We start from the raw sequence: 25948 nt of genomic DNA, 5'->3' as shown, positions 1-25948 counted from the left end.
GCGGAAAAGTTGGGACGATACTAACCAGTGTTTATTACGCTGTCAAAGAAAATAGACAATTTCAATTATTCTTATATGTTTATTAGTTTCCACTAGTCCGACTGCGCATCAAACTTGGCAGCTTTCAATAATTTACGGGTGTAAGGATGAGTCGGCCCATGCAGCAACGCGTCGGTGGGCGCGGTTTCGACAATCATGCCGCCCTGGATGACGACAATCCGGTGTGCGATCGCTGCGATAACCTCCAGATCGTGTGAGATAAACACATAGCCGAGGTTGTACTTTTGTTGCAACCGAGACAGCAAATGCAGCACTTGCTGTTGAATTGACACGTCAAGCGCACTAGTCGGCTCGTCCAGCACCAGGACCTGCGGCTCGACGATGAGGGCGCGCGCAATAGCGATCCGCTGACGCTGCCCGCCGGAGAATTCATGCGGATAGCGTAACAATGCGGTGCGATCGATGCCAACCTCCCGCAATGTGGCGATCACCTTTGCGCGCCGTGCGGCCTCGTCCAGGCCTGGCGCATGCAGCGCAAGTCCTTCGCCGACGATTTGCTCAACTGTCTGGTGCGGCGAAAGCGAATTGAACGGATCTTGAAAGACGACCTGAATCTGCGCACGCAACGCACGCCGCTGGCGTCCACGGAACGAGCCCAGCGGTCGGCCGCGGAACTCAATCGTGCCGGTATCGATGTGCTGCAGGCCAAGCAACGCCATCGCCAACGTCGTTTTTCCGGAGCCGGATTCGCCCACCACGCCTAGCGTCTCACCCTGGCGCACGGCGACGCTGGCGCCATCTAGCGCCACGAAACGGCGCGGCGCGAACCACTCGGCGATGGTGCGACGCCGCTTGGGGAACGACACGCGAATGTCGCGCGCCTCCAGCAGCACCGGCGCGATCGGCAACACCGGCAAGATGTTGCGCACTGGCCGACTCGCCAGCAACCGCTGCGTGTACGGATGCTGCGGCGCGGAGAAAATTTGCTCGACAGCGCCCGTCTCCACGAGTCTGCCCTGCTCCATTACCGCAACGCGCTGCGCAAAGCGTCGCACCAGATTCAGGTCATGAGTGATCAGTAGCACCGCCATGCCGTGGGGATGAATGTCGCGTGTCTGCTGCAACTCGAGTAGCAACTTTACGATCTGGCCACGAATGGTCACATCCAGTGCCGTAGTCGGCTCGTCCGCGAGCAGCAACTGGGGCCGGCACGCGAGCGCCATCGCGATCATTGCCCGCTGCCGCTGGCCGCCGGAGAGCTGGTGCGGGTAGTCGTCCACCCGCCGAGGCGCGTCGTCGATGCCGGTACGGGCGAGCAACGCGATCGCTCGGCACCGCGCCTGGCGCTCGTCCACGCCGTCATGCCATCGGATCGATTCGATGATTTGCTTGCCGATCGTATACAACGGATTGAGCGCGCTCATCGGCTCCTGAAAAATCATCGCGATCTGGGCACCGCGCACACCGCGCATGCGCCTTTCGCTCAACGTAAGCAGATCTTCGCCAGCGAAACGGATGGCGCCGTCCAGTTGCGCGTCGTGCAGCAGACGCAACACAGACAGCGCGGTCACGGTCTTGCCCGATCCGGATTCGCCGACCAACGCGACCCGCTCCCCCCGGCCAATGGCCAGGCTTAGGTCATGAACGGCGATCGAGTCGCCGAAACGCACCTGCAAGTGCTCGATCGACAGCAGCGGCTGCGACTGAACCGACGGAGCGGCCACCTCGCCTGTCGGCGGGAATGTTTGCGTCATTGTGATCGTAGGGTTCATTTCATCAGGCCGCTACCCGGGCAGCGCGACGACACGGCGCCGGCGGGCACCACGTCACTGCCCGCCCGCCACGCCCAGCGCATCGGCCAGCCGGGCATCGAGCGCATTGCGCAACGCATCGCCCATGAACGTGAGTAGCGTCAGCGTCAGCACCAGGACACCGAACGTCGACATTGAGATCCACCATGCGTCCAGGTTCGCCTTGCCTTGCGCAAGCAACTCACCGAGGCTGGGCGTGGGTGACGGCACGCCAAGACCGAGGAAGTCCAGGCTCGTCAACGCCAAGATCGACGCGCTCATGCGGAACGGCAGGAACGTGATGACCGGCGTCATGCTGTTGGGCATCACGTGCCGGCGGATGATTTGCCAGTGCGACAGCCCCATCGCGCGCGCCGCCTTCACATAGTCGAGCGTGCGGTTGCGCAGGAACTCTGCGCGCACGTAGGCGGCCAGCCCCATCCATCCGAACAGCGACAGCAGTACCAGCAGCAGCGTGAGGCTGGGTTCGAAAATCGAGGCGAAGATGATCAGCAAATACAGCTCCGGCAACGAACCCCAAATCTCGGTCAGCCGCTGCCCCGCCAAATCGATGCGTCCGCCGAAGTACCCCTGCAGTGCTCCGATTACGATGCCCAGCAGCGTACCGATCGCCGTCAGTGCCAGTCCAAACGATACCGACACAGCAAAGCCGTACAGTAGGCGCGCGAATACATCGCGCCCCTGGCCGTCGGTCCCGAGCCAGTTCTCGCGCGACGGCGGCGCGGGATTGGGCACTGGCGAAAAATAATTCAGCGTATCGTACGAGTAGTGGTTCAGTGGATAGAGGGCGAAATGACCTGGTTGCTCGAAACGCGCGCGAATATACGGGTCAAGATAATCGGTCGGGGTGGGAAACTGCCCGCCAAACGTGGTTTCCGGATACGTCTGAAACAATGGGAAATACAGTGCATGCTGATAGCGCACGATCAAAGGCCGGTCGTTCGACACGAAAAAGCCGCACAGGCTAAATGCATACAGCGCGACGAAGACAACCCAACTCCAATAGCCGATGCGGTTGCGCTTGAAGCGGCGCCACAGCCGCTGGTAAGGCGACGGCGACGCGAGCGCCGGCACGGCGCCGCGCACCATCGCATCCGGGCCGGCCCCGTGGCCAGACTTTGCACGCAATCTCACGTCAACGCTCCAGATTGTCAAATTGGATCCTTGGGTCAACCAGCACGTAGCACAGGTCGGAAATCAGCTGCGTGATGAGCCCAATTAGCGTAAAGAGATACAGCGTGCCGAGTACCACCGGGTAGTCGCGCCGCAGCACCGATTCATAGGACAGCAACCCCAGGCCATCGAGCGAGAACAGCGTCTCGATCAACAAGCTGCCAGTAAAGAATGCGCCAATGAATGCTGCGGGAAAGCCGACGACGAGCGGCAGCATCGCGTTGCGCAGCACGTGCGTGAACAGCACGCGGCGCTCGGGCAGGCCCTTGGCACGCGCCGTCAGCACGTACTGGCGACGGATCTGGTCAAGAAAAGCGTTCTTGGTCAACATCGTGACCACCGCAAAACTGCCGACCACCGACGCGGTCACCGGCAGCGCGATATGCCACAGGTAGTCAGCGATCTTACCCAACATGCTGAGCTGCGACCAGTTGTCCGATGTCAGCCCGCGCAACGGAAACCACTGCAAGAACGTGCCACCGCCGAACAACACCAGCAGCAGCACACCGAGCACAAAGCCGGGAATCGCGTAGCCAACCAGCACGACGATACTGGTCCACAGATCAAAGCGCGAACCGTTGCGCACTGCCTTCGCAATGCCCAGCGGCACCGATATCAGATAGGTCAACAAGAACGTCCATAGCCCGATGCTGATCGACACCGGCAGCTTGGAGACCACCAGCGACCAGACGCTTTGATGCCGGAAGTAGCTGTCACCGAGATCGAATCGCGCGTAACGCGATAGCATCAACGCGTAGCGCTCCAGAGGTGGCTTGTCGAAACCATATAGCTTCTTCAATTGCGCGATCTGTTGCGCGTCGACGCCGGCGTGCGCCCTCATGCCGAACGGCGCGACGCCCTGCTCCTGCCCCTTGCGCAACTCGCGCACGGTCTGCTCGACCGGGCCGCCGGGCACGAACTGGATCACGACAAAGGTCAGCGTCAAGACGCCGAACAGCGTCGGGATCATCAACAACAGGCGCTTCAGGATGTAGCTCCACATGCCGGTTCAGGGTGCGTCATTCGAGGATGGGCGGTCCTGCGGCGCCTGCCACCACAGCGAGCGGACCCACTCCTCGGCGGTGTAGTTAGGCGGCCCGCTCCGGGGATACGCTAGCGTGCGGCGATAGGCGATCCGGTGTACCGAACTGTACCATTGCGGCACCACGTAATAGCCGTGCAACAGCACGCGGTCCAGCGCGCGGCTTGCCGCCACCAGCTCATCCATCGTGCGCGCGGCCAGCAGCGCGTGCAAGATGGCATCGATCGCAGGCGATTTCAGGCCGAACAAATTGTCCGAGCCCGGCTCGTCAGCCGCATGGCTGCCAAAACGCGCTAGTTGCTCCGAGCCCGGCACCGCGACATCTGGATAGCGCAACGCGGTCATGTCGAAATCGAATGCGTCCAGCCGCTTCTGCAGCACCGCATAGTCCAGCTGCCGGTACGTGACCCGGATGCCGAGCTTTTGCAGGTTGCGGATATACGGCGCCGCGACCTGTGCCATGCCGCCGCCCGAATCGTCAATGATCTCGAATTCGAACGGCGTGCCGTCGCGTGCGCGCAATGCACCGTCGCGGTACGTCCAGCCCACCTGGGCGAGCAGTTCACGCGCCTGAAGCAAATTGGCCCGTAGCGAGTGGGGAGGCGGCGCGGTGACCGGCTGCGCCGGCAAAGGCCCGAACACGGCCGGATCGAGTTGCGCGCGCAACGGCGCGAGGATGGCCAGCTCGGCCGCATCCGGCGTGCCGCGCGCGGCCAGCACACCATTGGCAAAATAACTGTTCAACCGGGTGTACTGTCCATAAAACAGTTGCCGGTTCAGCCATTCGAAGTCAAGCGCCAGATCGAGCGCGCGCCGCACCCGCACATCGCGGAACAGCGCACGCCGCGTGTTGACCACGAAACCCTGCATGCCCGCACTATTGTGATGGCGGAACTCGCGCTTGACCAACTCACCGCTGCGCAACCGCTTGCCGACATAGCCGCGCACCCATTGGCGGGCAATGTACTCGACATTTACGTCAAATTCTCCGGCCTTGAAGGCTTCGAGCTTGGCGACGTTATCCGCATAGAGCTTGTATGTGATCCGCTCGAAGTTGTACATGCCGCGCCGCACCGGCAGCCCAGCTGCCCAATAGTGCGGGTCCCGCTTTAACGTGATGGTGCGGCCATTGTCGTAGCGCTCGATCAGGTACGGGCCGCTGGCGATCGGTGGCTCGAACGCCAGCTGGTCAAATGGAATACGCGAGCCATCCACGCGCAGTCCCCACTTACGCGAGAACACGGGCACACTGCCGGCCAGCAGCGGCAATTCCCGATTCGGACGCTTGAACTCGAACCGGACCGTCGCGGCGTCGACCACCACCGCGCGCGTGATATCGCCGAACACTGCGGCAAATTGCGGGGCGGCCAACGGGCTCTTGAGCGTATCGAACGAAAACTTGACGTCCTCCGCCTGCACCGGGTCGCCGTTCGAGAAGCGCGCCTTCGGATTCAAATGGAACGTCGCACACAGCCGGTCCGGCGCAATCTGCACGTTATCGGCCAGCAGGCCGTAGGCCGACGCTAACTCGTCCGCGCTGCCGGTCATCAGCGTCTCGAACATCAAGTCGATGCCGGGCGCGACGTTGCCGCGCAGCGTGAACGGATTGAACTTGTCGAAACTCGTGAGCCGGTTCGGGTTGGCCAACGTCAGCGTGCCACCCTTCGGGGCGTCGGGATTGACGTAGTCAAAGTGCGAAAAACCCTGTGCATACTTCGGCTCGCCGTACTGTGCGATCGCATAGGCACCCTGCGCGGCGGGCGCGGCCAGTCCAGAGGTGACCAGTAAAGCGGCGATGAGACAAGACTGCAATCGACGATGGAGCCATCGCGGGCCAAGGGTCATGGAAACGGTCCAGGGTTGCGCTGTGCGACAATTCTATAGAAAATCGGGCGCCGCACCGGCATCGGGCACTGCTCACCGTTGCGCGACATGCCGCCGGCGGCCCCGATCGGCATACGATTGACATAGGGAGTATTCATGGGTTTTCTGGCTGGCAAACGCATCCTCATCACAGGTCTGCTGTCGAACCGCTCGATCGCGTACGGTATTGCTCAGGCTGCGCACCGCGAAGGCGCCGAGCTTGCGTTCACCTACGTGGACGAACGCTTCAAGGAGCGCATCACCGAGTTCGCCGCCGGATTCGGCAGCGAGTTGGTCTTGCCTTGCGATGTGGCCGACGACGCACAGATCAACGCGCTGTTCGCGTCGCTGAAGCAGCACTGGGACAGCCTGGACGGGCTCGTGCACTCGATCGGCTTCGCGCCGCGCGAGGCGATCGCGGGCGATTTCCTGGACGGCCTGTCGCGCGAAGGGTTCCGCATCGCGCATGACATTTCCGCCTACAGCTTCCCAGCCATGGTCAAGGCTGCTGCGCCGATGCTGGCGGACACCGCGTCATTGCTGACGTTGACGTACCTGGGCGCCGAGCGCGTGGTGCCGCACTACAACACAATGGGACTTGCCAAGGCCTCGCTGGAAGCCAGCGTGCGCTACCTGGCGGCCTCGCTCGGGCCGCGCGGCGTGCGCGTCAACGGTATCTCGGCGGGTCCGATCAAAACGCTGGCGGCCAGCGGCATCAAGGACTTCGGCAAGATCCTGCAATTCGTCGAGCATAACGCGCCGCTGCGCCGGAATGTGACTACCGAGGAGGTCGGCAACGTGGCCGCGTTCCTGCTCTCGGAGCTGTCCTCCGGGATTACTGCCGAGATCACCTATGTTGACAGCGGCTTCAACGCGGTGGCCGGTGGGTTGCCCAGCGCAGGCGAATGAGCTGAGTCACGTGAACCGCACGCGTGGCGCCTAGGCGCCCGGCGAAACAAGAACCGCCGGGTCCTTGAACCCAATACCGGGATCCGCCGATCGGCGCGACATGGAGCGGTCGCGGCCCCCCCACGAGGAGGGCCTTGCGCTTACGGCGCCTTCGGGCAGTGGGGCATGACGTCGCTCGATCGCAAATGCGTGCTTCAATGCCGACGCGCTAACCCTCGGCCGCACGCTCCCGATCATGTCGCGTCGAATCTAGGTACAGCGCGTCAGCCGGGCCATCATGCGGCGTCCCCGTGCCATTCTCAATCATTTCGACCAGGAAATCGATGAACGCGCGCACCGCCGGCAGCAATCCCTGCCGGGACAGGAACACCGCGTACAGCTGCGGCGGCGGCAATGTCCAGCCGGGCATCACCGGCGACAATTGCCCGGCATTCATCGCCGCCTGGTAGATATTGTCCGGCAGCACCGCAATACCCACACCGGCCAATACCGCCTGGTGGATCATCAGCAAGTCGGCGGTCACTAGCCGCGGTTCATGCTCGTAGTCGTGATGCGAGCCATCCGGCGCAATCAGCTTGAACACGTACCGGCCGTCGGCACTGGGCACCGACAGCGTCGCATAGCGCGCCAGGTCAGCCGGCACCATCGGCGGATGGTTCGCGTCCAGCAGGCTCGGCGAGCCGACCAGCATCTGCTCCCTACGCCATAGCGGCCGCACGACGATATTCGCGTTCGCGTGCGGCTCCGAGCGCACCCGCAGCGCGACGTCGATCTCGTCCTCGAACAAGTCAATCACACGGTTCGTGACGTGTACCACCACTTTCACGTCTGGATAGCGGCGCAGGAACTCTGGCATCCAATGCGCCAGCATCGTTTGGGAGACAGTCATCGGCACGCTGACACGCACCGTGCCGCGCGGTGTCGAGCCAAGCTGGTGAACCGCATCCAGCGCGGCCCGCGCTTCGCCGAGCATCGCCACGCAATGCCGATGGAACAGCGCACCCGCCTCAGTCAGCGCGAGCTTGCGCGTCGAGCGTTGCAACAACCGCACCCCGAGCGCCGCCTCCAGGTCGGACAACCGTCGTGACAAACGCGATTTGGAAATACCCAACGCGCGCTCAGCAGCAGAAAAACCACCGTATTCGACCACCTGCGAAAAGTACAGCAGGTCGTTCAGATCATGATGACCTAGGTTCACGTCGTCGTTCCATCAGTAGAACAATTCGTTGCAGCACGGCCCACTGGCAGCCAACGATACCCTGCCTATAATCATCTCATGTTGCATAGATGCTGCAAATAGCGCAATTGAATCACGGAGATTCTGATGATCGATCACCCCAGCCATACCATCGCGGCAGCACGCTCGCAGGACGTGAGAGCCCGCGCAGTCCAGCAAGTGGTTCCCGCGCAGCGCACCGTGGAGGGTGCGGGATTTGTCGTGCACCGGCCGTTTCCGACGCGGACACTGGCGGACTTCGATCCGTTCTTGCTGCTCGATGAGATGGGCCCGGTTGACTACGCGCCGGGCCAGGCCGTCGGCGCACCCGCGCACCCCCATCGCGGCTTTGAGACGGTCACGTATATGCTGGAAGGCGAGTTCGCTCATCGGGACTCCGCAGGCCACGCCGGTACACTCGGCCCGGGCGACGTCCAGTGGATGACGGCCGGCGTCGGCGTGGTCCATAGCGAAATGCCGGCCGCATCGCTGCTCGAACACGGCGGGCGCTCGCACGGCTTCCAATTGTGGGTCAATCTGCCGCGCTGTGACAAAATGATGGCACCTCGCTACCAAGAATTGCCCGGCGCGCGCATTCCGGTTGCACGCACGCCGGACGGGCACATCGACGTCAAGGTCATCGCCGGGGAGGCACTCGGGGTGAGCGCTGCAATTCAGACGCGCACCCCGATCCTATTCCAGCATTTCCGGATGCAGCCTGGTGCAACCCTGGTGCATCCGGTACCGGATGGCTTTCGCATGTTCGCCTATGCGCTTGACAATGGTGGTCGCTATGGCGCCCAGCAAACAGCGGCCGGCGCACGGCAGATGGTAGTGTTTGACAACATCGGCGATACGATCATGATCAGCGCCACCGACCGGCCACTGCAATTTCTGCTGATCGGCGGCGTGCCACTCAATGAACCTATCGTGCGCTACGGCCCGTTCGTAATGAACACCGAGGACGAGATCCGCCAAGCCGTCGCGGACTACCGCGACGGCAAGTTTGGACACATCGCTGCCTGAGCAGTGGGCGGCGAACGCCCTACGGCACCGTTCACGCATAACGGCCAAGACGTGATGACGGCTGGCGGACGAGCTGGCGTCAGCCGGCGGCGGCAACCGCGGGCCCACGCCCGTGTCGCTGCTGCTGTCCAGCCTGGGCGCGTGCACATCGATCACGCTGAAGATGTACGCGCAGCGCAAGCAATGGCCCCTAGCCGATGTCGATGTTTCGCTTGATATCGAGCAGAACGACGAGGGGACCACTATCCGCAGCACGATCGTGCTGCACGGCGAGCTGGATGACGAGCAGCGGGAACGCTTGTTGCAAATCGCCAGTACGTGCCCAGTCCATCAGCTGTTGACGCATCCGGTCGCCATTCAAAGTGGACTGGCGGTGGCCGCGTGAACCGGCGCCGATCCGCGCTATCATCACGGCGCACGGCACCTTGCCTGTTGGAGGACACTGCTGCTTTGAACTTTGAACACCTGATCCAGGTCAACGACCCGCTGAACCCGTTGACCACTACGCTGACCCGCGACGAACTGTGGGCCGGCCTTGTGCTGCGTGCTGAACAGCCGCAGTTGTTCGTGCTCGGCCTGGACAGCTGCACGATCCTGTCGCGCCACGGCGATACGTTGGAACGCGAATTGCACTATGGACCGGCCACCGTGCGTGATCGCGTGACGCTAAGCCCCGGGCATCAAGTCCGGTATGACATCGAGGCAACCGAGGCCCACGTCGGCGGATCGCTGACGATGACGATCGAGCAGCCAGACCCGGTGCAATTGTTTGTGCGTTTCGAGTACCGCACCACGCTGCCAAGCGCCGTGCAAGGTTCCGATGATGAGCAAATGACTGAAATCGTCAAGTCGGCCTATCGCGAGGCGGATCTCGATACTGTACGGCTGATCCGCGAATACGCGGGCAACGGTCGGCTGTCTACACACGTGCATTGACACACTGCACTGACCCGCGGCATGGGCTATCGACTTGCTGCGGTGATTAATAGACGCAATTGCAAATAAGAATAATTATCATTTAAACTCGTTGTCAACGATCAACACACCGCATCTTCGATGACGACCGCAAACCGCTCTCTCAGCACCCTGCGCCTGCCTTCCGGGATGGCCCGCCCGATGCGCAGTTCCGCTGCCCAGCCCGGGGACCGGCGTGCTGCGCCGGCGCTCGCCACGCCGACCCCGCAGCCGATGGGCACGACCCATGCCGCGCATGCGTTGCAAAGCGACGACTTGCTGCAAGGTCGCACGCACGTGAGCATTCTGCACAACGGTGAAACGTATCAGCTGCGCGCAACGCGGCTGGGCAAGCTGATCCTGACCAAATGACCGGCATGCTGCCCGGCAACTACCAGGCAGCATGCTCCAACCGAGTATTGTGGGGACCACCTCGATCCGAGGTGTTTGGCACTAGCCAGCCTTGGCGGCATCATCGCGAGACCTAGACCCCTTCGCGCCTGATAAGCCTGCCGCCATAGCCAGTGAAGCCGTTTTTTTGCGGGATTCCCCGCCCAATCTCCGAACTCTGATCTCAGCGTCGACTCGGGCTTCGTCACAAGACAAGTTCAAACGTCATCGAGCCGCTCCAGTCCGGCCTTCAGAGGGCAGCCTTGTCGTAGGACAGACACAGGGCAGACCTTGCCGCAGGCACATCTTGCCGCAACGTCATACCTTGCCGCGCGCCGGACGACCTTGTCACATGCCGGACCTTGTCACAGATCAAACCTTGTCACAGGTCGAAGCTCACCATAGGCTGGACCTCTGCACCAGCCGGGTTTCGCCATCCATTCGGATTTCGGCGTCAATTCAGGCCTTTGCGAGGTCCATGCTCAGGCCCAGCCCCAGAACATCAGCCACCATGCGCTGTCAACGACCGCCAACGCCGCGACAAAGCACAGTAGTGCACCTACGCCCCGTGCAACACCAGCACTGATACCATAGACATGCTTGACGATGATTTTCACCGCGAGATAAAGGCTTGCCGTGTTGGCTATCGCCAGCAACGCGAGCCGCACGTCTGGCACCCAGCCAAGGGGCAAATGCTCGGCGCGCAACAGCGACACGGTAGTGGCTGACAAACCGAGGAACACGCCCATGCCGGCCAGCGGGATCAATGCCTGCGCAAAGTGATGCAACCGCGACGTACGCCACCGGCCGAGCAGCAGGTTGCCCATTGCGACGCACGCCAGCAGCGCCGTGCCATACAGCAAACCCGTGGTGACGATATAGCCGATCACCAGGCCGCCGTCGAGCCACGAAAACGCATCATTTTGCTGCGGATAGTGCGTGAAAATGAACCATGGGGCATTGGTCTGCAGCGGCCACATAATGTCGTGGTCGATCAGCCACGCGGCCAGCGATTGCTTGATCGAGACAAACAGCGGACTGACGGTCCAATGAAACGCGCCGATCGCGATGCCGAGCAACCCGTACAAAATCAACGCGGTGTCCCAACGGTTCGCCGCCTCCTCGCCCAGCTCCACGACTTCCTGCGCCGGCGAGCGCCACGTCAGCGCGATTGCATCGCGATGGCCGCTGCAACGGCCACACATATGACAGGCCGACGCGCCCTTCATGTTTCGCAACGGCACGAGCGGCGCGCAGTTCACCGGGATCACACGGTGCCCATGCTCGCCCTGCGTATATGAACGACGCCACGCCTGCTCATCCACCCGATAGCGCAACGGGGCGAGCCGCGCCAGCAGCGCGAATACGCCATTGACCGGACACAGGTACTTGCACCACACCCGTTTTTCCCGGCCGTACAACAGGCCAATCACGATGGCGGCAACAGTCGACCCGCCGAGCACCAGCAGCACCGCCTTCGGATACTGGTACACGCTGACCATTTGCCCATAGATCGTCGTAAGTCCGAACGCGACGAACGGCCACCCGCCCCAGCGCATCCAGCGCGGAATCGGGCGGCCCAGCCCGTGCTTGCTCGCGAACTCGGACAATGTACCTTCCGGGCACAGCACGCCACACCATACACGCCCGAGCATCACCATCGACAGCAGCACAAACGGCCACCAGATGCCCCAAAACACGAACTGCGCGAATACCGTGAGGTTCGACCAGATATGCGCGGTATCATCCGGCAGCGGCATGAACGCCGGCACCAGGATCAACAGCGCATAAATGAGCACGACGACCCACTGCACGTTGCGGATCACCGTCTGATGGCGCTGCATCCAGTGCCCAGCCTCGGCCAACCAGCCGGAGCGTGGAGCCAGCATCATACTCATGCGGGCTTCCTCTGCGCGCACGAGGTTTGGCGCTGCCGGATCCGGCGCAGCAACACCCAGACCACCAGCCAGAACAACGCATACGCAATGAGGTTGGCCAATGCCGGATGGGCCCGATAGCCGGTCAGCGTCGCCACCAGCGAGCCGACTGTACTGGAGTCGTCCAGGATGTGCGACGTGTTCCACACCACATCGATACCGGTCGGCACAATTTCCTTGTCGATCAACTTATCGATGCCCGCTTCGAACAGACCGGCGCCGAGGAATAACAGCATGACCTCGGTGACGCGGAAAAACGCACGCCACGAGAATATTCGGCCACCCAGTTGCAGCAGATAGAACGTGAGCAACGCGAGCGCCAGACCGATCAGCACGGCCAGCCATTGCGTCACATCGACGTGGCCCGACTGACCGAACCCCAGCCCATACAGGAAAATCACCGTTTCACTGCCTTCGCGCGCGACCGCCAGTGCCGCAAGCACTGCGACACCCCACCAGTTTGCATTGCGCCGGCTCTCGGCTAACGACATTTCCATGTCGCGCTTGAGCGTGCGGCCATGCCGCTTCATCCACAGCACCATCTGCACGATCAGCACGCACGCAACCAGCACCATCGCCGTCTGGAAATAATCCTGCGCATCACCGGACAGCACCTCGGTAAAGCCGACTAACGCGGCACCCAGGCCAACCGCCGCCAGCAATCCCGCGCCGACGCCAAGCCACAGCCACGGCAATCCTTTGCGCGCAGCGGCGTCGCCATTGTTCAACCAGGCATGCAGGATGCCGACCACGAGCAGCGCCTCAACGCTCTCCCGCCATACGATGAACAGAATCTGTCCCATTACATCTTCCTTCGCGCGGCTGCACGGCCCGTCACTTTGCCACTATCACGCCTTGCGCGCTCTGATGAAAATCATCGAAAAACTTGTACTCGCCCGGCGACAGCGGCGCGATCACAACAAACGACTCGGCACCCGGCGCCAGCACCTTCTCCTTGCGCAACTGCACACTTTCGAACTCGACAGCGCCCTTGCCGGTGTTGTGCACCTCGATCTTGATGCGCTGGCCGGCCGGCACCTCGATGCGCGCCGGATTGAGCTTGCCGTCCGCCATCTCGAGCCGGAACGTGGGCAGATCCGCAGCGTGGGCGACGCCGCCGAACGCGGCGCTCCACGCAAGCAGCCACGCCGTGCCCTGCAATTTGAGCGTGCGCTTCATCGATTAGTAACCACCCTTTTTGCCAATGCCGGCGAACGGGAAGTCGTAGTTCAACTCGAACGGCTTGAACCACGGACCGACACCGGTTTCCTTGTCAACATGGCGGCCGAACGCCATATGCCCAGTCTGCGCGGGCGGCGCGATAAACAGCTTCAGGTGATACTTGCCCGGACCCGCGAGCTTCACATTGTCGCCGTAGTGCGGGCCATCGCTCGCCACCATCGCCATCAGATCACCCTGTTGCACGTAGTTCGAGCCGGGCTTGGTCAACTCGTAACGCACCTGCAGGTACGGCATCCAATCACCTTCGGCAAAGCCGGTCGGGTTGTTCTTGACCGCATGGATGTCCGCCTCCAGGTGGATGTCCGAGTCGGACGCCTTGCGCATCATGCCTTCCGGGTCCATCGTGATCGGCTGCAGATACACCGCGCCGACTTCCATCCCGCCCTGGATTTGTGGCTTGCCAATCGGATACTCGGCCGCCGACGCCGCGCCTGCAGCGCCCATTACCAGTGCAAATGACGCCACGGCGGTGGCGGTACGAACTAGACGAAAACCTGTCATCGACATTCCTCGTTGTAATGTGTGTGAAAACTGGAATAAGAACAATTCTCAATACACCACCAGTGTAGCACCGATCCGCGCGTTGTCCCAAGCGGCAATATGCGCCGCATCGACACATCTTGTCGCCGCGACGCCACGACGCCGCCCGGAGCGCGAGCCCGCGCGGCGACGCGGCCTAGCGCAGCTCCGGCACGTGGTCGCCGACGCTCGCGCCGAACGCGCGTTGCTTGAACCGCGCCAATTGGTCGCGGGTCTGCGCCGCCTTCTCGAACTCGAGGTTCTTGGCGTAGTCCAGCATTTGCTTTTCGAGCTTTTTGATTTCCTTCGCGAGCTGCTTGTCCGACATGTCCTCGATCTTCGCGCGCTCCTGCTGCGCGCGCAGTTCAGCGCGCGCGTCGTCCACGTCGTAGACGCCGTCGATGATGTCCTTGATTCGCTTGACGACGCCACGCGGCACGATGCCGTTGCGCTCGTTGTATTGGATCTGCTTACGACGGCGCCGCTCGGTCTCGTCGAGCGCGCGCCGCATCGAGTCGGTGATCGTGTCGCCATACAGGATCGCGTAACCGTTGACGTTGCGTGCGGCCCGTCCGATCGTCTGGATCAGCGAGCGCTCGGCGCGCAGGAACCCCTCCTTGTCCGCGTCCAGGATCGCCACGAGCGACACCTCCGGGATATCGAGCCCTTCGCGCAGCAGATTGATGCCGACCAACACGTCAAAGGTGCCCAGCCGCAGGTCGCGGATGATCTCCACCCGCTCGACCGTATCGATGTCGCTATGCAAGTAGCGTACCTTCACGCCGTGGTCGGCAAGAAACTCGGTCAGTTGCTCAGCCATGCGCTTGGTTAGCACGGTGACCAGCACCCGTTCGCCAGCCGCCACGCGCTGATTAATTTCCGACAGCACATCATCGACTTGAGAAATGGCGGGACGGACCTCGATCTGCGGATCCACTAGCCCGGTGGGCCGCACCACCTGCTCGACGACCTGGCCCGCGTTGCGCTGCTCGTAGCCGGCCGGCGTCGCCGACACGAACACCGCCTGGCGCATCTTGCGCTCGAATTCATGAAACTTCAGTGGGCGGTTGTCCAGCGCGGACGGTAGCCGGAACCCGTACTCGACCAGGTTTTCCTTGCGGGCCCGGTCCCCGTTGTACATAGCGTTGAGCTGGCCGATCAGCACATGCGACTCGTCCAAAAACATCAGCGAATCGGCCGGCAGATAGTCGCACAGCGTTGGCGGGGGCTCGCCAGGCGCGGCACCCGAGAAATGCCGCGAATAGTTCTCGATGCCCTTGCAGAAACCCAGCTCCTGAAGCATCTCAAGATCAAACCGGGTGCGCTGCTCGAGCCGCTGCGCCTCGACAAGCTTGCCTTCCTGGTGGAAAAACGCGAGCCGCTCGCGCAACTCCTCCTTGATCGTCTCAACCGCTCGCAACACCGTATCGCGGGGCGTTACGTAATGCGACGACGGGTAGACGGTGAAGCGCGGGATACGTTGCCGCACCCGCCCGGTCAGCGGGTCGAACAAATGCAACGATTCGACTTCGTCATCGAACAACTCGACGCGCACCGCCATTTCGGCATGCTCGGCCGGGAACACGTCAATGGTGTCGCCCCGCACGCGGAATGTGCCACGCTGGAAATCGACATCGTTGCGCATGTACTGCATGGCAATCAGCCGGGCGATGATGTCGCGTTGGCCGACGCGGTCACCGTCGCGCAGCGTGAGGATCATCTGGTGGTATTCCGACGGATTGCCGATCCCGTAGATCGCCGAGACCGTCGCGACGATCACAACATCACGTCGTTCCAGCAGGCTCTTGGTAGCCGACAACCGCATCTGCTCGATGTGCTCGTTGACCGATGAGTCCTTTTCAATAAATAGGTCGCGCTGCGGCACGTACGCTTCGGGCTGGTAGTAGTCGTAATACGACACGAAATATTCGACCGCGTTGCGCGGAAAAAACTCACGGAACTCGGAATACAGCTGCGCGGCCAGCGTCTTGTTCGGGGCGAATACGATCGCCGGGCGGCCGAGCCGGGCGATCACGTTGGCCATCGTGAACGTTTTGCCGGAGCCGGTCACGCCGAGCAGCGTCTGGAACGCGAGGCCGTCCTGGATACCCTCGACCAACTGGCGAATGGCCTCCGGCTGGTCACCTGCCGGTGGAAACGGCTGGTACAGCTGGTAGGGCGATCCATCGAAGACAACGAATTTGCTCTCGTCGAGCGCGTGATCGTTCTCGGTGTGCAATGCGGACATGGGTCGTTCCTTCCGGCCGGGACAAGCAAACGTACATTCTAGCGTTTTGGCACGACACGGGGCCGAGCGGGATCTCGGGGCGAAACCGCCACGCCCGGCCGCGCACCGGCACGCGCACCCGTTCGAGTTCCGGCACTGACATCGTGACCGGCCCGACTCGGGCGGCGGCACGGCCATACATTGGCGTGAGCCGCGCGCCGGAGCAGGTCATACGCCGGAGCAGATCATACGCCGGAGCAGATCATACGCCGGAACAGGCCATACGCCGGAGCAGTTCATACGCCAGAGCAGTTCATACGCCGGAACAGGCCATGCACCGAAGCAACCTATGCACCGAAGCAACCTATACGCCGGAGCAACCTATACGCCGGAGCAAACCATGCACCGGAGCGGATCAATGGCGCATAGTTCACTGCTGCCCGCCGACGCGGAACAACGCGGCCGGCATTGGTTACAATGCAGGGATGGGTGGTTGCACGGCGTTGATCCCAACCATGCCATGGCCGCCGCCCGCCGTCTTTTCGAACTCATTGCCGATACGATCATGTCTCTTTTCTCCGCCGTCGAACTCGCGCCGCGCGACCCGATCCTGGGCTTGAATGAAGCTTTCAATGCCGATATCCGTCCAACAAAGGTCAACCTGGGCGTGGGCGTCTACACGAACGAGGAAGGCAAGATTCCGCTGCTGCGCGCGGTGCGCGAGGCTGAACGGGCCCGGCTGGAGCAAGCGTTGCCGCGCGGCTATCTGCCGATCGACGGAATCGCCGCATACGACACGGCCGTGCAAAAACTGTTGTTGGGTAACGACTCGCCGCTCATCGCTGAGGGCCGCGTCATTACCGTGCAAGCGCTTGGCGGAACCGGTGCGCTGAAAATCGGCGCGGATTTCCTCAAGCGCATCGAGCCGAATGCGAAGGTGGCGATTAGTGACCCGAGTTGGGAAAATCATCGCGCACTGTTTGAAAGCGCCGGCTTCGAAGTCGTGGCCTATCCATACTACGACCCGGCGACTCACGGTGTGAAATTCGATGCGTTGCTCGCCGCGCTGAGCAGCTATCCGGCCGGCACGATCGTGGTGCTGCACGCCTGCTGCCACAACCCGACAGGTGTCGATCTGGACGAGGCGCAGTGGCGGCAGATCGTTGACGTGGTCAAGGCACGTGAATTGGTGCCGTTCCTGGATATGGCTTACCAGGGCTTCGCGCAGGGCATCGACGAAGATGGCGCAGCGGTACGCCTGTTCGCGTCGGCGGGTATCGACGTATTCGTCTCCTCGTCGTTCTCCAAGTCGTTCTCCCTGTACGGCGAGCGGGTCGGCGCGCTGACGGTCATCACGCGTAGCGGCGAGGAAAGCGCGCGCGTGCTATCGCAATTAAAGCGTGTGATCCGCACCAACTATTCGAATCCGCCGACACATGGCGGCGCGATCGTGGCGGCGGTGCTCGGCAATCCCGAATGGCGCGCCCTCTGGGAACAAGAGCTTGGCCAGATGCGCGAGCGCATCCGCGCGATGCGCGGCGGCCTGGTACAAAAGCTCAAGGACGCCGGCGTGCAGCGCGATTTCGAATTCGTCAACCGGCAGCGCGGCATGTTCTCGTATTCAGGACTCAACGCCGCGCAAGTCGAGCGTCTGCGCGAGGAGTTCGGTATTTATGCGGTCAACACCGGACGTATCTGTGTGGCCGCGCTCAATACGCGCAACCTTGACGTGGTGGCCAACGCAATCGCGCAAGTATTGAAGTAACCGGGGCGGGCGATGGCACGGTGCCCGCCATGCCATCGCACCGTCCGGTCGCCGACATTGAACGGCGTCTACTCGACGCCCATCGCCACCGGCAAGCCAAGCACGAGCTGGTAGAGCGCATGCTAGGACCCGCGTAGCGCGGCCAGTCGCCGCAGCGGCGCAGCGGTGTATTGCCCACGGTGATCGTAGTATTGAGCGCCGCCTTGCAACACCCATGCCACCGTCTCGTATGGCGGTATATCGTATCGACGAAATTCTTTTAGGGCATCATGCTCAGCTACCGTCACGCCTTTCACGCCGGCAATCATGCCGACGTACTCAAGCATTGCGTCGTCGTGCACCTTCTGCGCTATCTTGCGCAGAAAGACAAGGCGTTCTGGTATATCGACACGCACGCGGGCGCCGGCGCATACGCGCTGCACGAAGGTTACGCGCAGAAGCGGCTCGAATTCGAGACAGGTATTGCGCGGTTGTGGAAACGCTCCGATCTGCCGGCGCCGCTGGCCGATTATGTGGATGCCGTGCGCGCATTGAATCCGGATGGCGAACTGCGTTTCTACCCCGGCTCCCCCTATCTCGCTTGGCAGAGGCTGCGCGAGCAGGACCGGATGCGGCTGTTCGAGATGCATACGACAGAGATCGACGTGCTACGCAGCAATTTTCGCGATGCCGGGCGGCGCGCGATCATCGCCGGCGGTGACGGCTTCGAGGCAATCAAGGCACTGCTGCCGCCTCCGCCACGGCGCGCCTTGACACTGATCGATCCTTCCTACGAGGACAAGCGCGACTACGCGCGCACCCTAGGTTGCGTCCAAGAGTGCCTGAAGCGCTTTGAGACGGGCGTCTATGCGATCTGGTACCCGCAGGTCACGCGGCTCGAAGCGCAACGCTTTCCCGCGCAACTCAAGCGCTTGCGGCAAGACCGTTGGTTGCATGTGGCACTGAGCGTCGGCGCGGTACCGAAAGACGGTCTGGGACTGTACGGCAGCGGCATGTTCGTGCTCAATCCGCCGTATACGCTGGCTGCGGCGCTGCACGAAACCCTGCCCTGGCTTGTCGACGCACTGGGCGTTGACCGGCAAGCCCGCTTCGTACTGGAGGTAAGCGACGACTGAGGACTAGAGACTGACAGCAGTGCGATGCGGCGCAGCGAACCGCGCGCCGTGTTGCGGCATCGGCATAGTCCATGCACGGTTGCCCTAGATCAATGGGATATCGTTTCGCTTAACTGCGAACGGCAGCGCCGTCTCACGTCACCGCAGCGAACTAGGATCCGACGGTTGACGGCCTCAGCAGTTTCGATAGGCTGGGCACCATCGACGGCCCCATTCGGGAGGGATGGCGGCGGATGAACGCCGCTGGTCGCGGGCGGCAGCGAAATGTCACGTTGCGCGTCGTTCGACGGCAAGTCGGACGGTAAAGGATTCGTCGGTGACGAGCCTAGGTCGCGTAGAATACGCGATTCACGTTGGTTGGCCGTCGTCATCAACCCATCAACGCACAGACCAACCCTAACCCGACACGGCGGCTCCCCCCACCGTACAGCGTAGGATTAGAACGAGCGGTAACCGTGGTTTTCCAGCGCACGAATGCGCCGCTCGAGTTCGAAGATATCGGCCGACTGCGCCAAATAAGCTTCGCGACGACGGCGCTCGGCGTTTTCGAACCAGTTCGACAAGGCCATCATCAGATAGGTCAGCATCACAGTTCTCCAGGAATCGGGGGGACGTCCCGCCGGAACGACGTCAGGGATTTCCCTTAATCGGGTTAACCCGAGTATAGAAATCCGCCTCAAAAAAGTCCAGCGAATTGCACGAATGATGGGCATGCCTGTTTGGCACGCCCATTCAGCGTGAACCGCCAGATCCACCCGCCCTGCCACGCCCTACCGTGAAAAAGCGCGCCGCGCTGCCCATTGTCAGCCACGCGAATGCACGTTTTTGGTGCGTCGATCCGATGGCCCGCTGCGCGCCGCGTGCGCACGGCTCGGGTGCGCCACGGTAATCGCACGCGCAATCGCGACTGCGGGCCTTTTGGCTTGTGTCGCGGCATGCGGCGGGGGCAATGGCAACAGCGCAAACGGTTCGACGGTCAACGCATCTGCTAGCCTGCAGGACTGCCGAGGGGCTATGGACCGGCACGCTGAGCACCTTATCTGCTCAGCGGCAGGACGTTGGTATTCTCGCTGGCCAAGAACGCGTGGTACACCAAGCTGCAGGAACATACGCCGGACTACGTGAGCGGCCCATCCGGCATCGTCACCCCACCTGTTCCGGGGCATGCAGTGGCGCAGCACGGCCATACTGATCGACTCGCCGTACAAAACAATAGGTAACTAGCGTTCAGCCTCGCAAACGCGAACGCCAGCTTTGGGGTAATGCTGCCGCGTCAGTGAGCGCGCCCTCAACATGCTGCCCGCGTGCTGCACGGCGGCTGCGGGCAGCGTCCGCATCGAGCGGTAGCGATGCACCATGCGCGCATGGGCCGCTGTCGGCCAATGCCAGATGTTCGATGATCGGACAATCCGCTCGCTCGTCGCCATGGCAATGCGCGGCCAGATGCGCCAGTGTGTCGCGCATTGCCGACAGCTCCGCGATGCGCTGCTCGAGTTCGGCGACGTGACCCAGCGCGATCGACTTGACCTGTGCGCTGGCACGCTCGCGATCGTTCCACAACGCCAGCAGTCGCCGGATATCGACAATCGAAAAGCCCAGCCGCCTCGCATGGCGCACGAACCGCAGCGCGTGAACCTCCTTGTCGCTATACACGCGATAGCCGGCATCGGTGCGACTGCGCGGCGTCACGAGCCCAATGCTTTCGTAGTAGCGGATCATCTTTGCGCTGACGCCTGACGCGTGCGCGGCCTGGCCTATGTTCATGATTGTCGATGCACCACTGCGTGCGGTTCGATACAGTAAAAAAACGCTACACCTTGCTACGACAGGAAGCCCAAGCATAAGCTGATTCCTCGGCCCTCGTGGGGCCGCTCATCCGCTCTACGACACTGCGATCGACTCGCTTGCATTCGCGTCAACTCGGCCTGACAGGAAGCGAGCCAGCGGCTTTTTCGGTCACGGTGCATGCAACGCCGATGCGGCCCGGCGAGCTTGACCGATTCTCGACAATAATTGTCCTGACAGCGTGTTTAAGCCAAATTAAACTCAACGTCGCACCATGATGGTACGCCCGCATCGGCTACCGCAGCCCTCGACCCACAGACGAGAAAAATCGATGTCCACGCTCGACAAACAGACCGCGGCCGCCGCAGGTAATTCCGGTGGCGCTACACTCAGCGCCACCACCACGCGGGCTGGCGCAACCGTGTTCTCGGTGCTCAGCGCAATCAGCGTCTCGCACCTGCTCAACGACATGATTCAGTCGTTGATCCTGGCAATCTATCCGATGCTCAAGGCCAACTTCCAATTGAGCTTTGGCCAGATCGGGCTGATCACGCTGACCTATCAGGTCACGGCCTCGCTGCTGCAGCCGCTCGTGGGCCTGTACACCGACAAGCACCCGAAACCGTTCTCGCTGCCCATCGGCATGGGTTTCACATTGTGTGGATTGCTCCTGATGTCCGTGGCCGGCACTTTCCCGATGCTGTTGCTGGCCGCATCGCTCGTCGGTTGCGGCTCGTCGGTGTTCCATCCCGAGTCCTCGCGCGTCGCACGCATGGCCTCTGGCGGCCGTCACGGACTCGCGCAGTCGCTGTTTCAGGTCGGCGGCAACTTCGGCACCTCGCTCGGACCGTTGTTGGCCGCTTGGATCATCATCCCGCACGGACAGCCGAGCATCGCCTGGTTCTCGCTCGCGGCGCTGGTCGGCATCGTGATCCTGTTCAATGTCGGACGCTGGTACCGTAGCCATCCGTCCACGAAAAAGTCCCGCTCCAGCACGGCCCACGTGGCGTTGGCGCGCTCGCGCATCGCCACCGCCATCGGTGTGCTCATGCTGTTGATATTCTCGAAATACTTCTACTTGGCCAGCATCAACAGTTACCTCACCTTTTACCTGATCGACAAATTCCACCTGTCAGTGCAATCGGCACAGGTTCATTTGTTCATCTTCCTCGCGTCAGTCGCCGCCGGCACGGTGATCGGCGGCCCCATCGGTGACCGGATCGGTCGCAAGTATGTGATATGGGCATCGATTCTCGGCGTCGCCCCCTTCACATTGGCGCTGCCATACGCCAACCTGTTCTGGTCCAGCGTGCTGCTGGTCATCATCGGCGTGGTGATCGCATCGGCCTTCTCCGCGATCCTCGTGTATGCACAGGAGCTGGTCCCCGGCAAGGTGGGCATGATCGCCGGCCTGTTCTTCGGCTTTGCGTTCGGCATGGGCGGCGTGGGCGCCGCCGTGCTCGGCTGGCTGGCCGACACCACCAGTGTGCGGTTCGTCTACCACGTGTGTGCGTTCCTGCCGTTGATCGGCATCGTCACCATCCTGCTGCCGAACCTGGAGCGTCCGCGCGCCGGCCAGTCGGCATGATCCACGCTTGCCACGACCAATAAGGGAAACCCTAACCCGCGCAAGGCCGCTCGCCCGTTCCGTCTTGGCTGCGCAACAGCGGCGCATCACGCGCTCGCTAAGCGGTCCGCCGAGGTATCGTCTGACGCTCTCTAGCATGAATCGCTCCTCCACGATACGCATCGGTCAGTGGCGCCGGTCAGGTCAGCGCCGGCGCATTTGTGTATTGCGCCATATCACTATTTCTCAAATGCTGTTGGCAGCCGACCGAATGTCGTGGCCAAGGCACGCCATGCACGCGGTTATACTTGTGCCATACCGCAACCCGCCCCTTGTCGATTTCGCGTCATTGCCCCAACCATGCCAGACCTTGCGCCGACCACCTGGGCCCTCATTACCGCGTTTGGCGGGGCGGGCGTCATGCTGCCCGTCGCCGCGGCCATCGCGCTGTGGCTCGGCGTGAGCCATACCTGGCGCAGCGCGCTCGCGTGGTCCGGCCTTCTCGGCGCCGGTATCGCGCTCGTGCTGGTCACCAAGGTGGCCTTCCTCGGCTGGGGCATTGGTATACGCTCACTGGATTTCACCGGCATCAGCGGCCATTCGATGCTGGCGACCGCGGTACTGCCGGCCGCAGCGTTCCTAAGCACGCGCGGCGCACCGGTCATGCTGCGACTGGTGGTGCTGGCCGCGGGCCTCATCGCGGGTGCCGCCATCGGCGTATCGCGAGTCGTGCTGGATGCCCATTCGGTATCCGAAGTAGTTGCCGGCTGCGCGCTTGGCGCGGCTGTGTCGCTGGGCTGGATCGCATGGGCAGCACAGCATGAGCCTAACCCGGCCGCGCGCGTGTCGCGCTGGGTCGTAGCCGCGAGCCTGATCGGGCTCGCCCTATCGCTGCACAGCTATCATGCACCGACTCACCGGTGGGTCACACGGATCGCACTTCAACTGTCCGGCCACGAGCGGCCATTCGTGCGAGCACGCTGGAAAGCCTACCGGCCACCGATATCGAGCCAGGCGCTTGACGTGCAGCTGATCAACATGCAGCCGCGCTCATAGCAACGTTTTAGTGCCGTGAGCCGTCTTAGCCGGCTTCGGCTATTTCAATAGGGACAATCGCCGACCTGCGGCAGCCGCATTGATCGACTGGCCCGTCACCGCATAGTCGCGGATGAACCCACGTTGCATGTCGCCGAGCGGCAGCCGTGCAGCCCGCTGCAACGCGATCACCGCGTCATTGCCGGCGCCAACACAATCACCACAAGTTGCCGATGCCGTGCGATGCGTTGCTCGCAAGCCAGCAGCCTGCTTCAGTGTAATGCACCGTTGTCCGTGTCGAAACAAGTCCACGCCACGTTCGCGCTCACGTCGATGACCTGTGCAAGCCATGAGAGCTGAAGAACGGTTCGCAGATGGGCATCAGCCGGACAGGACACGTCAGCTCGATCACAGGCGCCCTGCGATGACACGCTGTTAGGCGGTGACCGCGGCACGACCACGCAGCGCTGCGCCGCGGCCGTCCCCTCTTGGATGCAGGATATCCCGGTGCTAAGCGTGCAGCATGCAGGTACGCGCCTCATCGCCGCATGCCGCACCGAGTCCAAAGACGTCAACAATGTTGCGCTTAAGAGAACGTAGCTAGCGACAAGTCCATCAGCCAACGTAGAATAAGCCACTCGTCGGATAAACGCGTGACGCGCGGCTCCGGCGAGGGTTCTTAACTACCGGGCATTTCAATACGATGGCCACAAAAAAACCGACGACGAAAACCTCTGCAAAACCTGTAGCGAAAAAAGCTGCTGCGACAAAGGCCCCTGCCAAAAAGGCCCCTGCAAAGAAAGCCCCTGCGAAAAAGGTGGCTGTCGCCAACGGCGTCGCTGCCCCGATCAAGGAGACTTTCACGAAGGCCAGCCTCAGCGCCCATATCGCCGAACGCGCACAAGTCGAGCCCAAGGCCGCTAAGGCCGTGCTCGCCGCGCTGGAGCAGACGGTCCTCGGCGCCGTGCACAAAAAGGGCGTGGGCGAGTTCACGCTGCCCGGCCTGCTGAAAATCACGGTGCAAGCCGTGCCGGCCAAGAAGCGCCGTTTCGGCAAGGATCCGTTTACCGGCGAGGAACGCTGGTTTGATGCAAAGCCGGCCACGGTTCGCATCAAGACACGTGCGCTGAAGAAGCTCAAGGACGCTGCAGCGTAAGCGAGCAACACGTGCCGCGCTCGGCGCGCGCACGGAGCAAAGGCCGCAACCGGGGAACGTGCCCCGAGTTGCGGCATTTTTTTGTGGCGTGACACGCTCACCGGGTTCTCATGTCGGCGGCGCATGCGCTACGATTGAGCGCATGACGACGCGCACGGCATCGTGCCGGTCAGCACGCCAAGCTGGCCCGGCAAGCTTTCGCTACGATGACACTCCCGACGACCTCCTTTCACTGTCAACAAGTGGAGCATTCGCGATGAAAATCGATCTGTCAGGAAAAACCGCCGCCGTCAGCGGCTCGACCGCCGGCATTGGACTCGCGATCGCGACAGGTTTGGCCGCAGCCGGCGCGCTCACGATCGTCAACGGCCGCAAGCAGGATTGCGTAGACAACGCATTGCGCACGATCCGCGCAGCCGTGCCGGACGCCGCGCTGCGCGGCTTCGCCGCGGACCTGTCGTATGCACACGGTTGTGATGCGTTCAGCGCCACGTTTCCCGACGTCGACATCCTGGTGAATAACCTTGGCGTGTTCGGGCCCGGTGACATCTTCTCGACGCCCGACGAGGATTGGCACCGCTATTTCGAAGCGAACATCATGTCCGGCGTGCGGCTGACACGCAGCTACTTGAAAGGCATGATGGAGCGCCGCTGGGGGCGTGTGGTGTTCATCTCATCGGAGTCGGCGCTCAACATCCCACCAGACATGCTTGCATACGGCTTCTCCAAGACGGGGCAGTTGTCGATCGCGCGCGGCATCGCGAAATACGCAGCCGGCAGCGGCGTCACCGTCAATTCCGTACTACCGGGGCCAACGCTGTCGGCGGGCTTTCGGGCGATGCTCGAACAACCGGCGCGTGAACAAGGTAAAAGCGTCGAGCAAGCCGCCGACGAATTCGTCGTGACCCATCGCGGCAGCTCGATCCTGCGTCGTGCGGCCACGCCCGAGGAAGTCGCGAACATGGTCGTGTACGTGTGCTCGCCGCAAGCCAGCGCCACAACCGGTGCCGCATTGCGCGTGGACGGTGGTGTGGTCGATACGCTCGCATAACCGCGACCGGCGTCGTGTTCCCGTTGATAGGCATGACGTTGATCGCAGTGTGGCTGGCAGATCGCCTGCTGTTCGCGCGTCTGGACGAGCACGGAGTGCCAAGCAAGTGAATTAGCCGTTTGGCCGACTTGTAAAAATCTTTGTATGGACTATATTAGCCTAATA

General features: G+C 62.2%; 23 protein-coding genes and 2 pseudogenes. 11 read left to right on the top strand and 14 right to left on the bottom strand.

The window, feature by feature from the left end; all coding sequences use genetic code 11:
- Positions 1 to 92: 92 nt before the first annotated feature.
- The 5 genes from RBRH_RS05555 to RBRH_RS18725 form a co-directional block, all read right to left on the bottom strand.
- Complete coding sequence (locus RBRH_RS05555; RefSeq protein ID WP_049786368.1) at positions 93 to 1754, bottom strand: ABC transporter ATP-binding protein; 1662 nt, start codon at positions 1752 to 1754, stop codon at positions 93 to 95.
- Between the two features lie 72 nt (positions 1755 to 1826).
- A complete protein-coding gene (locus RBRH_RS05550; RefSeq protein WP_041754205.1) occupies positions 1827 to 2900 on the bottom strand; it encodes an ABC transporter permease in 1074 nt (357 codons plus the stop codon).
- A 46-nt stretch (positions 2901 to 2946) separates the two neighbouring features.
- Positions 2947 to 3987: a microcin C ABC transporter permease YejB gene (locus RBRH_RS05545; protein ID WP_013435039.1), complete on the bottom strand. Its 1041-nt coding sequence runs from the start codon at positions 3985 to 3987 to the stop codon at positions 2947 to 2949.
- A gap of 6 nt (positions 3988 to 3993) precedes the next feature.
- On the bottom strand, positions 3994 to 5871 hold the full coding sequence (locus RBRH_RS05540; RefSeq protein ID WP_013435038.1) for an extracellular solute-binding protein: 1878 nt from the start codon (positions 5869 to 5871) through the stop codon (positions 3994 to 3996).
- Complete coding sequence (locus RBRH_RS18725) at positions 5868 to 6008, bottom strand: hypothetical protein (RefSeq protein ID WP_157864355.1); 141 nt, start codon at positions 6006 to 6008, stop codon at positions 5868 to 5870. Before RBRH_RS18725 ends, RBRH_RS05540 begins: the two co-directional genes overlap by 4 nt.
- On the opposite strand from RBRH_RS18725, the gene fabI reads away from it, so the two are divergent.
- Entirely contained in the window at positions 6007 to 6798 is a 792-nt protein-coding gene (gene fabI / locus RBRH_RS05535) for an enoyl-ACP reductase FabI (protein WP_013435036.1), read from the top strand. The two genes, RBRH_RS18725 and fabI, sit on opposite strands and share 2 nt — an antisense overlap.
- 208 nt (positions 6799 to 7006) lie before the next feature.
- Here fabI and RBRH_RS05530 read toward each other — a convergent pair whose 3' ends face one another.
- Positions 7007 to 7996, bottom strand: coding sequence for a LysR family transcriptional regulator (locus RBRH_RS05530; RefSeq protein ID WP_013435035.1), 990 nt, complete (start codon positions 7994 to 7996; stop codon positions 7007 to 7009).
- Between the two features lie 126 nt (positions 7997 to 8122).
- Between RBRH_RS05530 and RBRH_RS05525 the strand changes: the two genes are divergently transcribed.
- The 4 genes and pseudogenes from RBRH_RS05525 (at position 8123) to hemP (ending at position 10366) form a co-directional block, all read left to right on the top strand.
- Entirely contained in the window at positions 8123 to 9040 is a 918-nt protein-coding gene (locus RBRH_RS05525) for a pirin family protein (RefSeq protein ID WP_013435034.1), read from the top strand.
- A gap of 61 nt (positions 9041 to 9101) precedes the next feature.
- Positions 9102 to 9425, top strand: a pseudogene (locus RBRH_RS05520) (OsmC family protein); the annotation flags it as partial.
- A 65-nt stretch (positions 9426 to 9490) separates the two neighbouring features.
- Complete coding sequence (locus RBRH_RS05515) at positions 9491 to 9976, top strand: SRPBCC family protein (RefSeq protein WP_041754201.1); 486 nt, start codon at positions 9491 to 9493, stop codon at positions 9974 to 9976.
- Positions 9977 to 10096: 120 nt separating this feature from the next.
- Entirely contained in the window at positions 10097 to 10366 is a 270-nt protein-coding gene (gene hemP, locus RBRH_RS05510; protein WP_013435031.1) for a hemin uptake protein HemP, read from the top strand.
- A 500-nt stretch (positions 10367 to 10866) separates the two neighbouring features.
- On the opposite strand, the gene RBRH_RS05505 is transcribed toward hemP, so the two are convergent.
- From RBRH_RS05505 to uvrB, 5 genes are all read right to left on the bottom strand, one after another.
- On the bottom strand, positions 10867 to 12282 hold the full coding sequence (locus RBRH_RS05505; protein WP_041754199.1) for a 4Fe-4S binding protein: 1416 nt from the start codon (positions 12280 to 12282) through the stop codon (positions 10867 to 10869).
- Complete coding sequence (locus RBRH_RS05500; protein ID WP_013435029.1) at positions 12279 to 13124, bottom strand: FTR1 family iron permease; 846 nt, start codon at positions 13122 to 13124, stop codon at positions 12279 to 12281. The genes RBRH_RS05505 and RBRH_RS05500 overlap by 4 nt, the downstream gene beginning before the upstream one ends.
- A 31-nt stretch (positions 13125 to 13155) precedes the next feature.
- Complete coding sequence (locus RBRH_RS05495; protein WP_013435028.1) at positions 13156 to 13500, bottom strand: cupredoxin domain-containing protein; 345 nt, start codon at positions 13498 to 13500, stop codon at positions 13156 to 13158.
- A 3-nt stretch (positions 13501 to 13503) separates the two neighbouring features.
- The gene (locus tag RBRH_RS05490) at positions 13504 to 14070 is read right to left on the bottom strand and encodes an iron transporter (protein WP_041753392.1); all 567 of its coding nucleotides are present in this window, start codon (positions 14068 to 14070) and stop codon (positions 13504 to 13506) included.
- Between the two features lie 169 nt (positions 14071 to 14239).
- Positions 14240 to 16330: an excinuclease ABC subunit UvrB gene (gene uvrB, locus RBRH_RS05485; RefSeq protein ID WP_041753389.1), complete on the bottom strand. Its 2091-nt coding sequence runs from the start codon at positions 16328 to 16330 to the stop codon at positions 14240 to 14242.
- 544 nt (positions 16331 to 16874) lie between these two features.
- Here uvrB and RBRH_RS05480 point away from each other — a divergent pair.
- Together RBRH_RS05480 and RBRH_RS05470 are read left to right on the top strand one after the other, a co-directional pair.
- Positions 16875 to 18074, top strand: a complete 1200-nt coding sequence (locus RBRH_RS05480; RefSeq protein WP_041754196.1) for an amino acid aminotransferase — start codon at positions 16875 to 16877, stop codon at positions 18072 to 18074.
- A gap of 269 nt (positions 18075 to 18343) precedes the next feature.
- Complete coding sequence (locus RBRH_RS05470; RefSeq protein ID WP_013435022.1) at positions 18344 to 19189, top strand: 23S rRNA (adenine(2030)-N(6))-methyltransferase RlmJ; 846 nt, start codon at positions 18344 to 18346, stop codon at positions 19187 to 19189.
- A gap of 437 nt (positions 19190 to 19626) precedes the next feature.
- On the opposite strand, the gene RBRH_RS17075 is transcribed toward RBRH_RS05470, so the two are convergent.
- Complete coding sequence (locus RBRH_RS17075) at positions 19627 to 19776, bottom strand: DUF3563 family protein (protein ID WP_083813437.1); 150 nt, start codon at positions 19774 to 19776, stop codon at positions 19627 to 19629.
- Between the two features lie 769 nt (positions 19777 to 20545).
- Positions 20546 to 20953, bottom strand: a pseudogene (gene cueR, locus RBRH_RS05465) (Cu(I)-responsive transcriptional regulator); the annotation flags it as partial.
- 352 nt (positions 20954 to 21305) lie between these two features.
- Here cueR and RBRH_RS05460 point away from each other — a divergent pair.
- Both RBRH_RS05460 and RBRH_RS05455 read left to right on the top strand, forming a co-directional pair.
- Complete coding sequence (locus RBRH_RS05460; RefSeq protein WP_041753386.1) at positions 21306 to 22562, top strand: MFS transporter; 1257 nt, start codon at positions 21306 to 21308, stop codon at positions 22560 to 22562.
- A 339-nt stretch (positions 22563 to 22901) separates the two neighbouring features.
- Positions 22902 to 23597 (top strand): phosphatase PAP2 family protein, encoded by a 696-nt coding sequence (locus RBRH_RS05455; RefSeq protein WP_041753384.1) that lies wholly within the window; start codon positions 22902 to 22904, stop codon positions 23595 to 23597.
- A gap of 39 nt (positions 23598 to 23636) precedes the next feature.
- Here RBRH_RS05455 and RBRH_RS05450 read toward each other — a convergent pair whose 3' ends face one another.
- Positions 23637 to 23927 carry a hypothetical protein gene (locus tag RBRH_RS05450; protein ID WP_013435014.1) on the bottom strand — a complete coding sequence of 97 codons (291 nt, stop codon included), beginning with the start codon at positions 23925 to 23927 and terminating at the stop codon, positions 23637 to 23639.
- A gap of 352 nt (positions 23928 to 24279) precedes the next feature.
- On the opposite strand from RBRH_RS05450, the gene RBRH_RS05445 reads away from it, so the two are divergent.
- Together RBRH_RS05445 and RBRH_RS05440 are read left to right on the top strand one after the other, a co-directional pair.
- Entirely contained in the window at positions 24280 to 24732 is a 453-nt protein-coding gene (locus RBRH_RS05445) for an HU family DNA-binding protein (protein WP_013435012.1), read from the top strand.
- Between the two features lie 256 nt (positions 24733 to 24988).
- On the top strand, positions 24989 to 25783 hold the full coding sequence (locus RBRH_RS05440) for an SDR family NAD(P)-dependent oxidoreductase (protein WP_041753382.1): 795 nt from the start codon (positions 24989 to 24991) through the stop codon (positions 25781 to 25783).
- Positions 25784 to 25948: the final 165 nt, after the last annotated feature.

Origin of the sequence: Mycetohabitans rhizoxinica HKI 454 (assembly GCF_000198775.1) — a bacterium.
Lineage (GTDB): Bacteria > Pseudomonadota > Gammaproteobacteria > Burkholderiales > Burkholderiaceae > Mycetohabitans > Mycetohabitans rhizoxinica.
The sequence above is the reverse complement of the archived record's forward strand: the minus strand, read 5'-3'. Positions and strand labels throughout refer to the sequence as shown.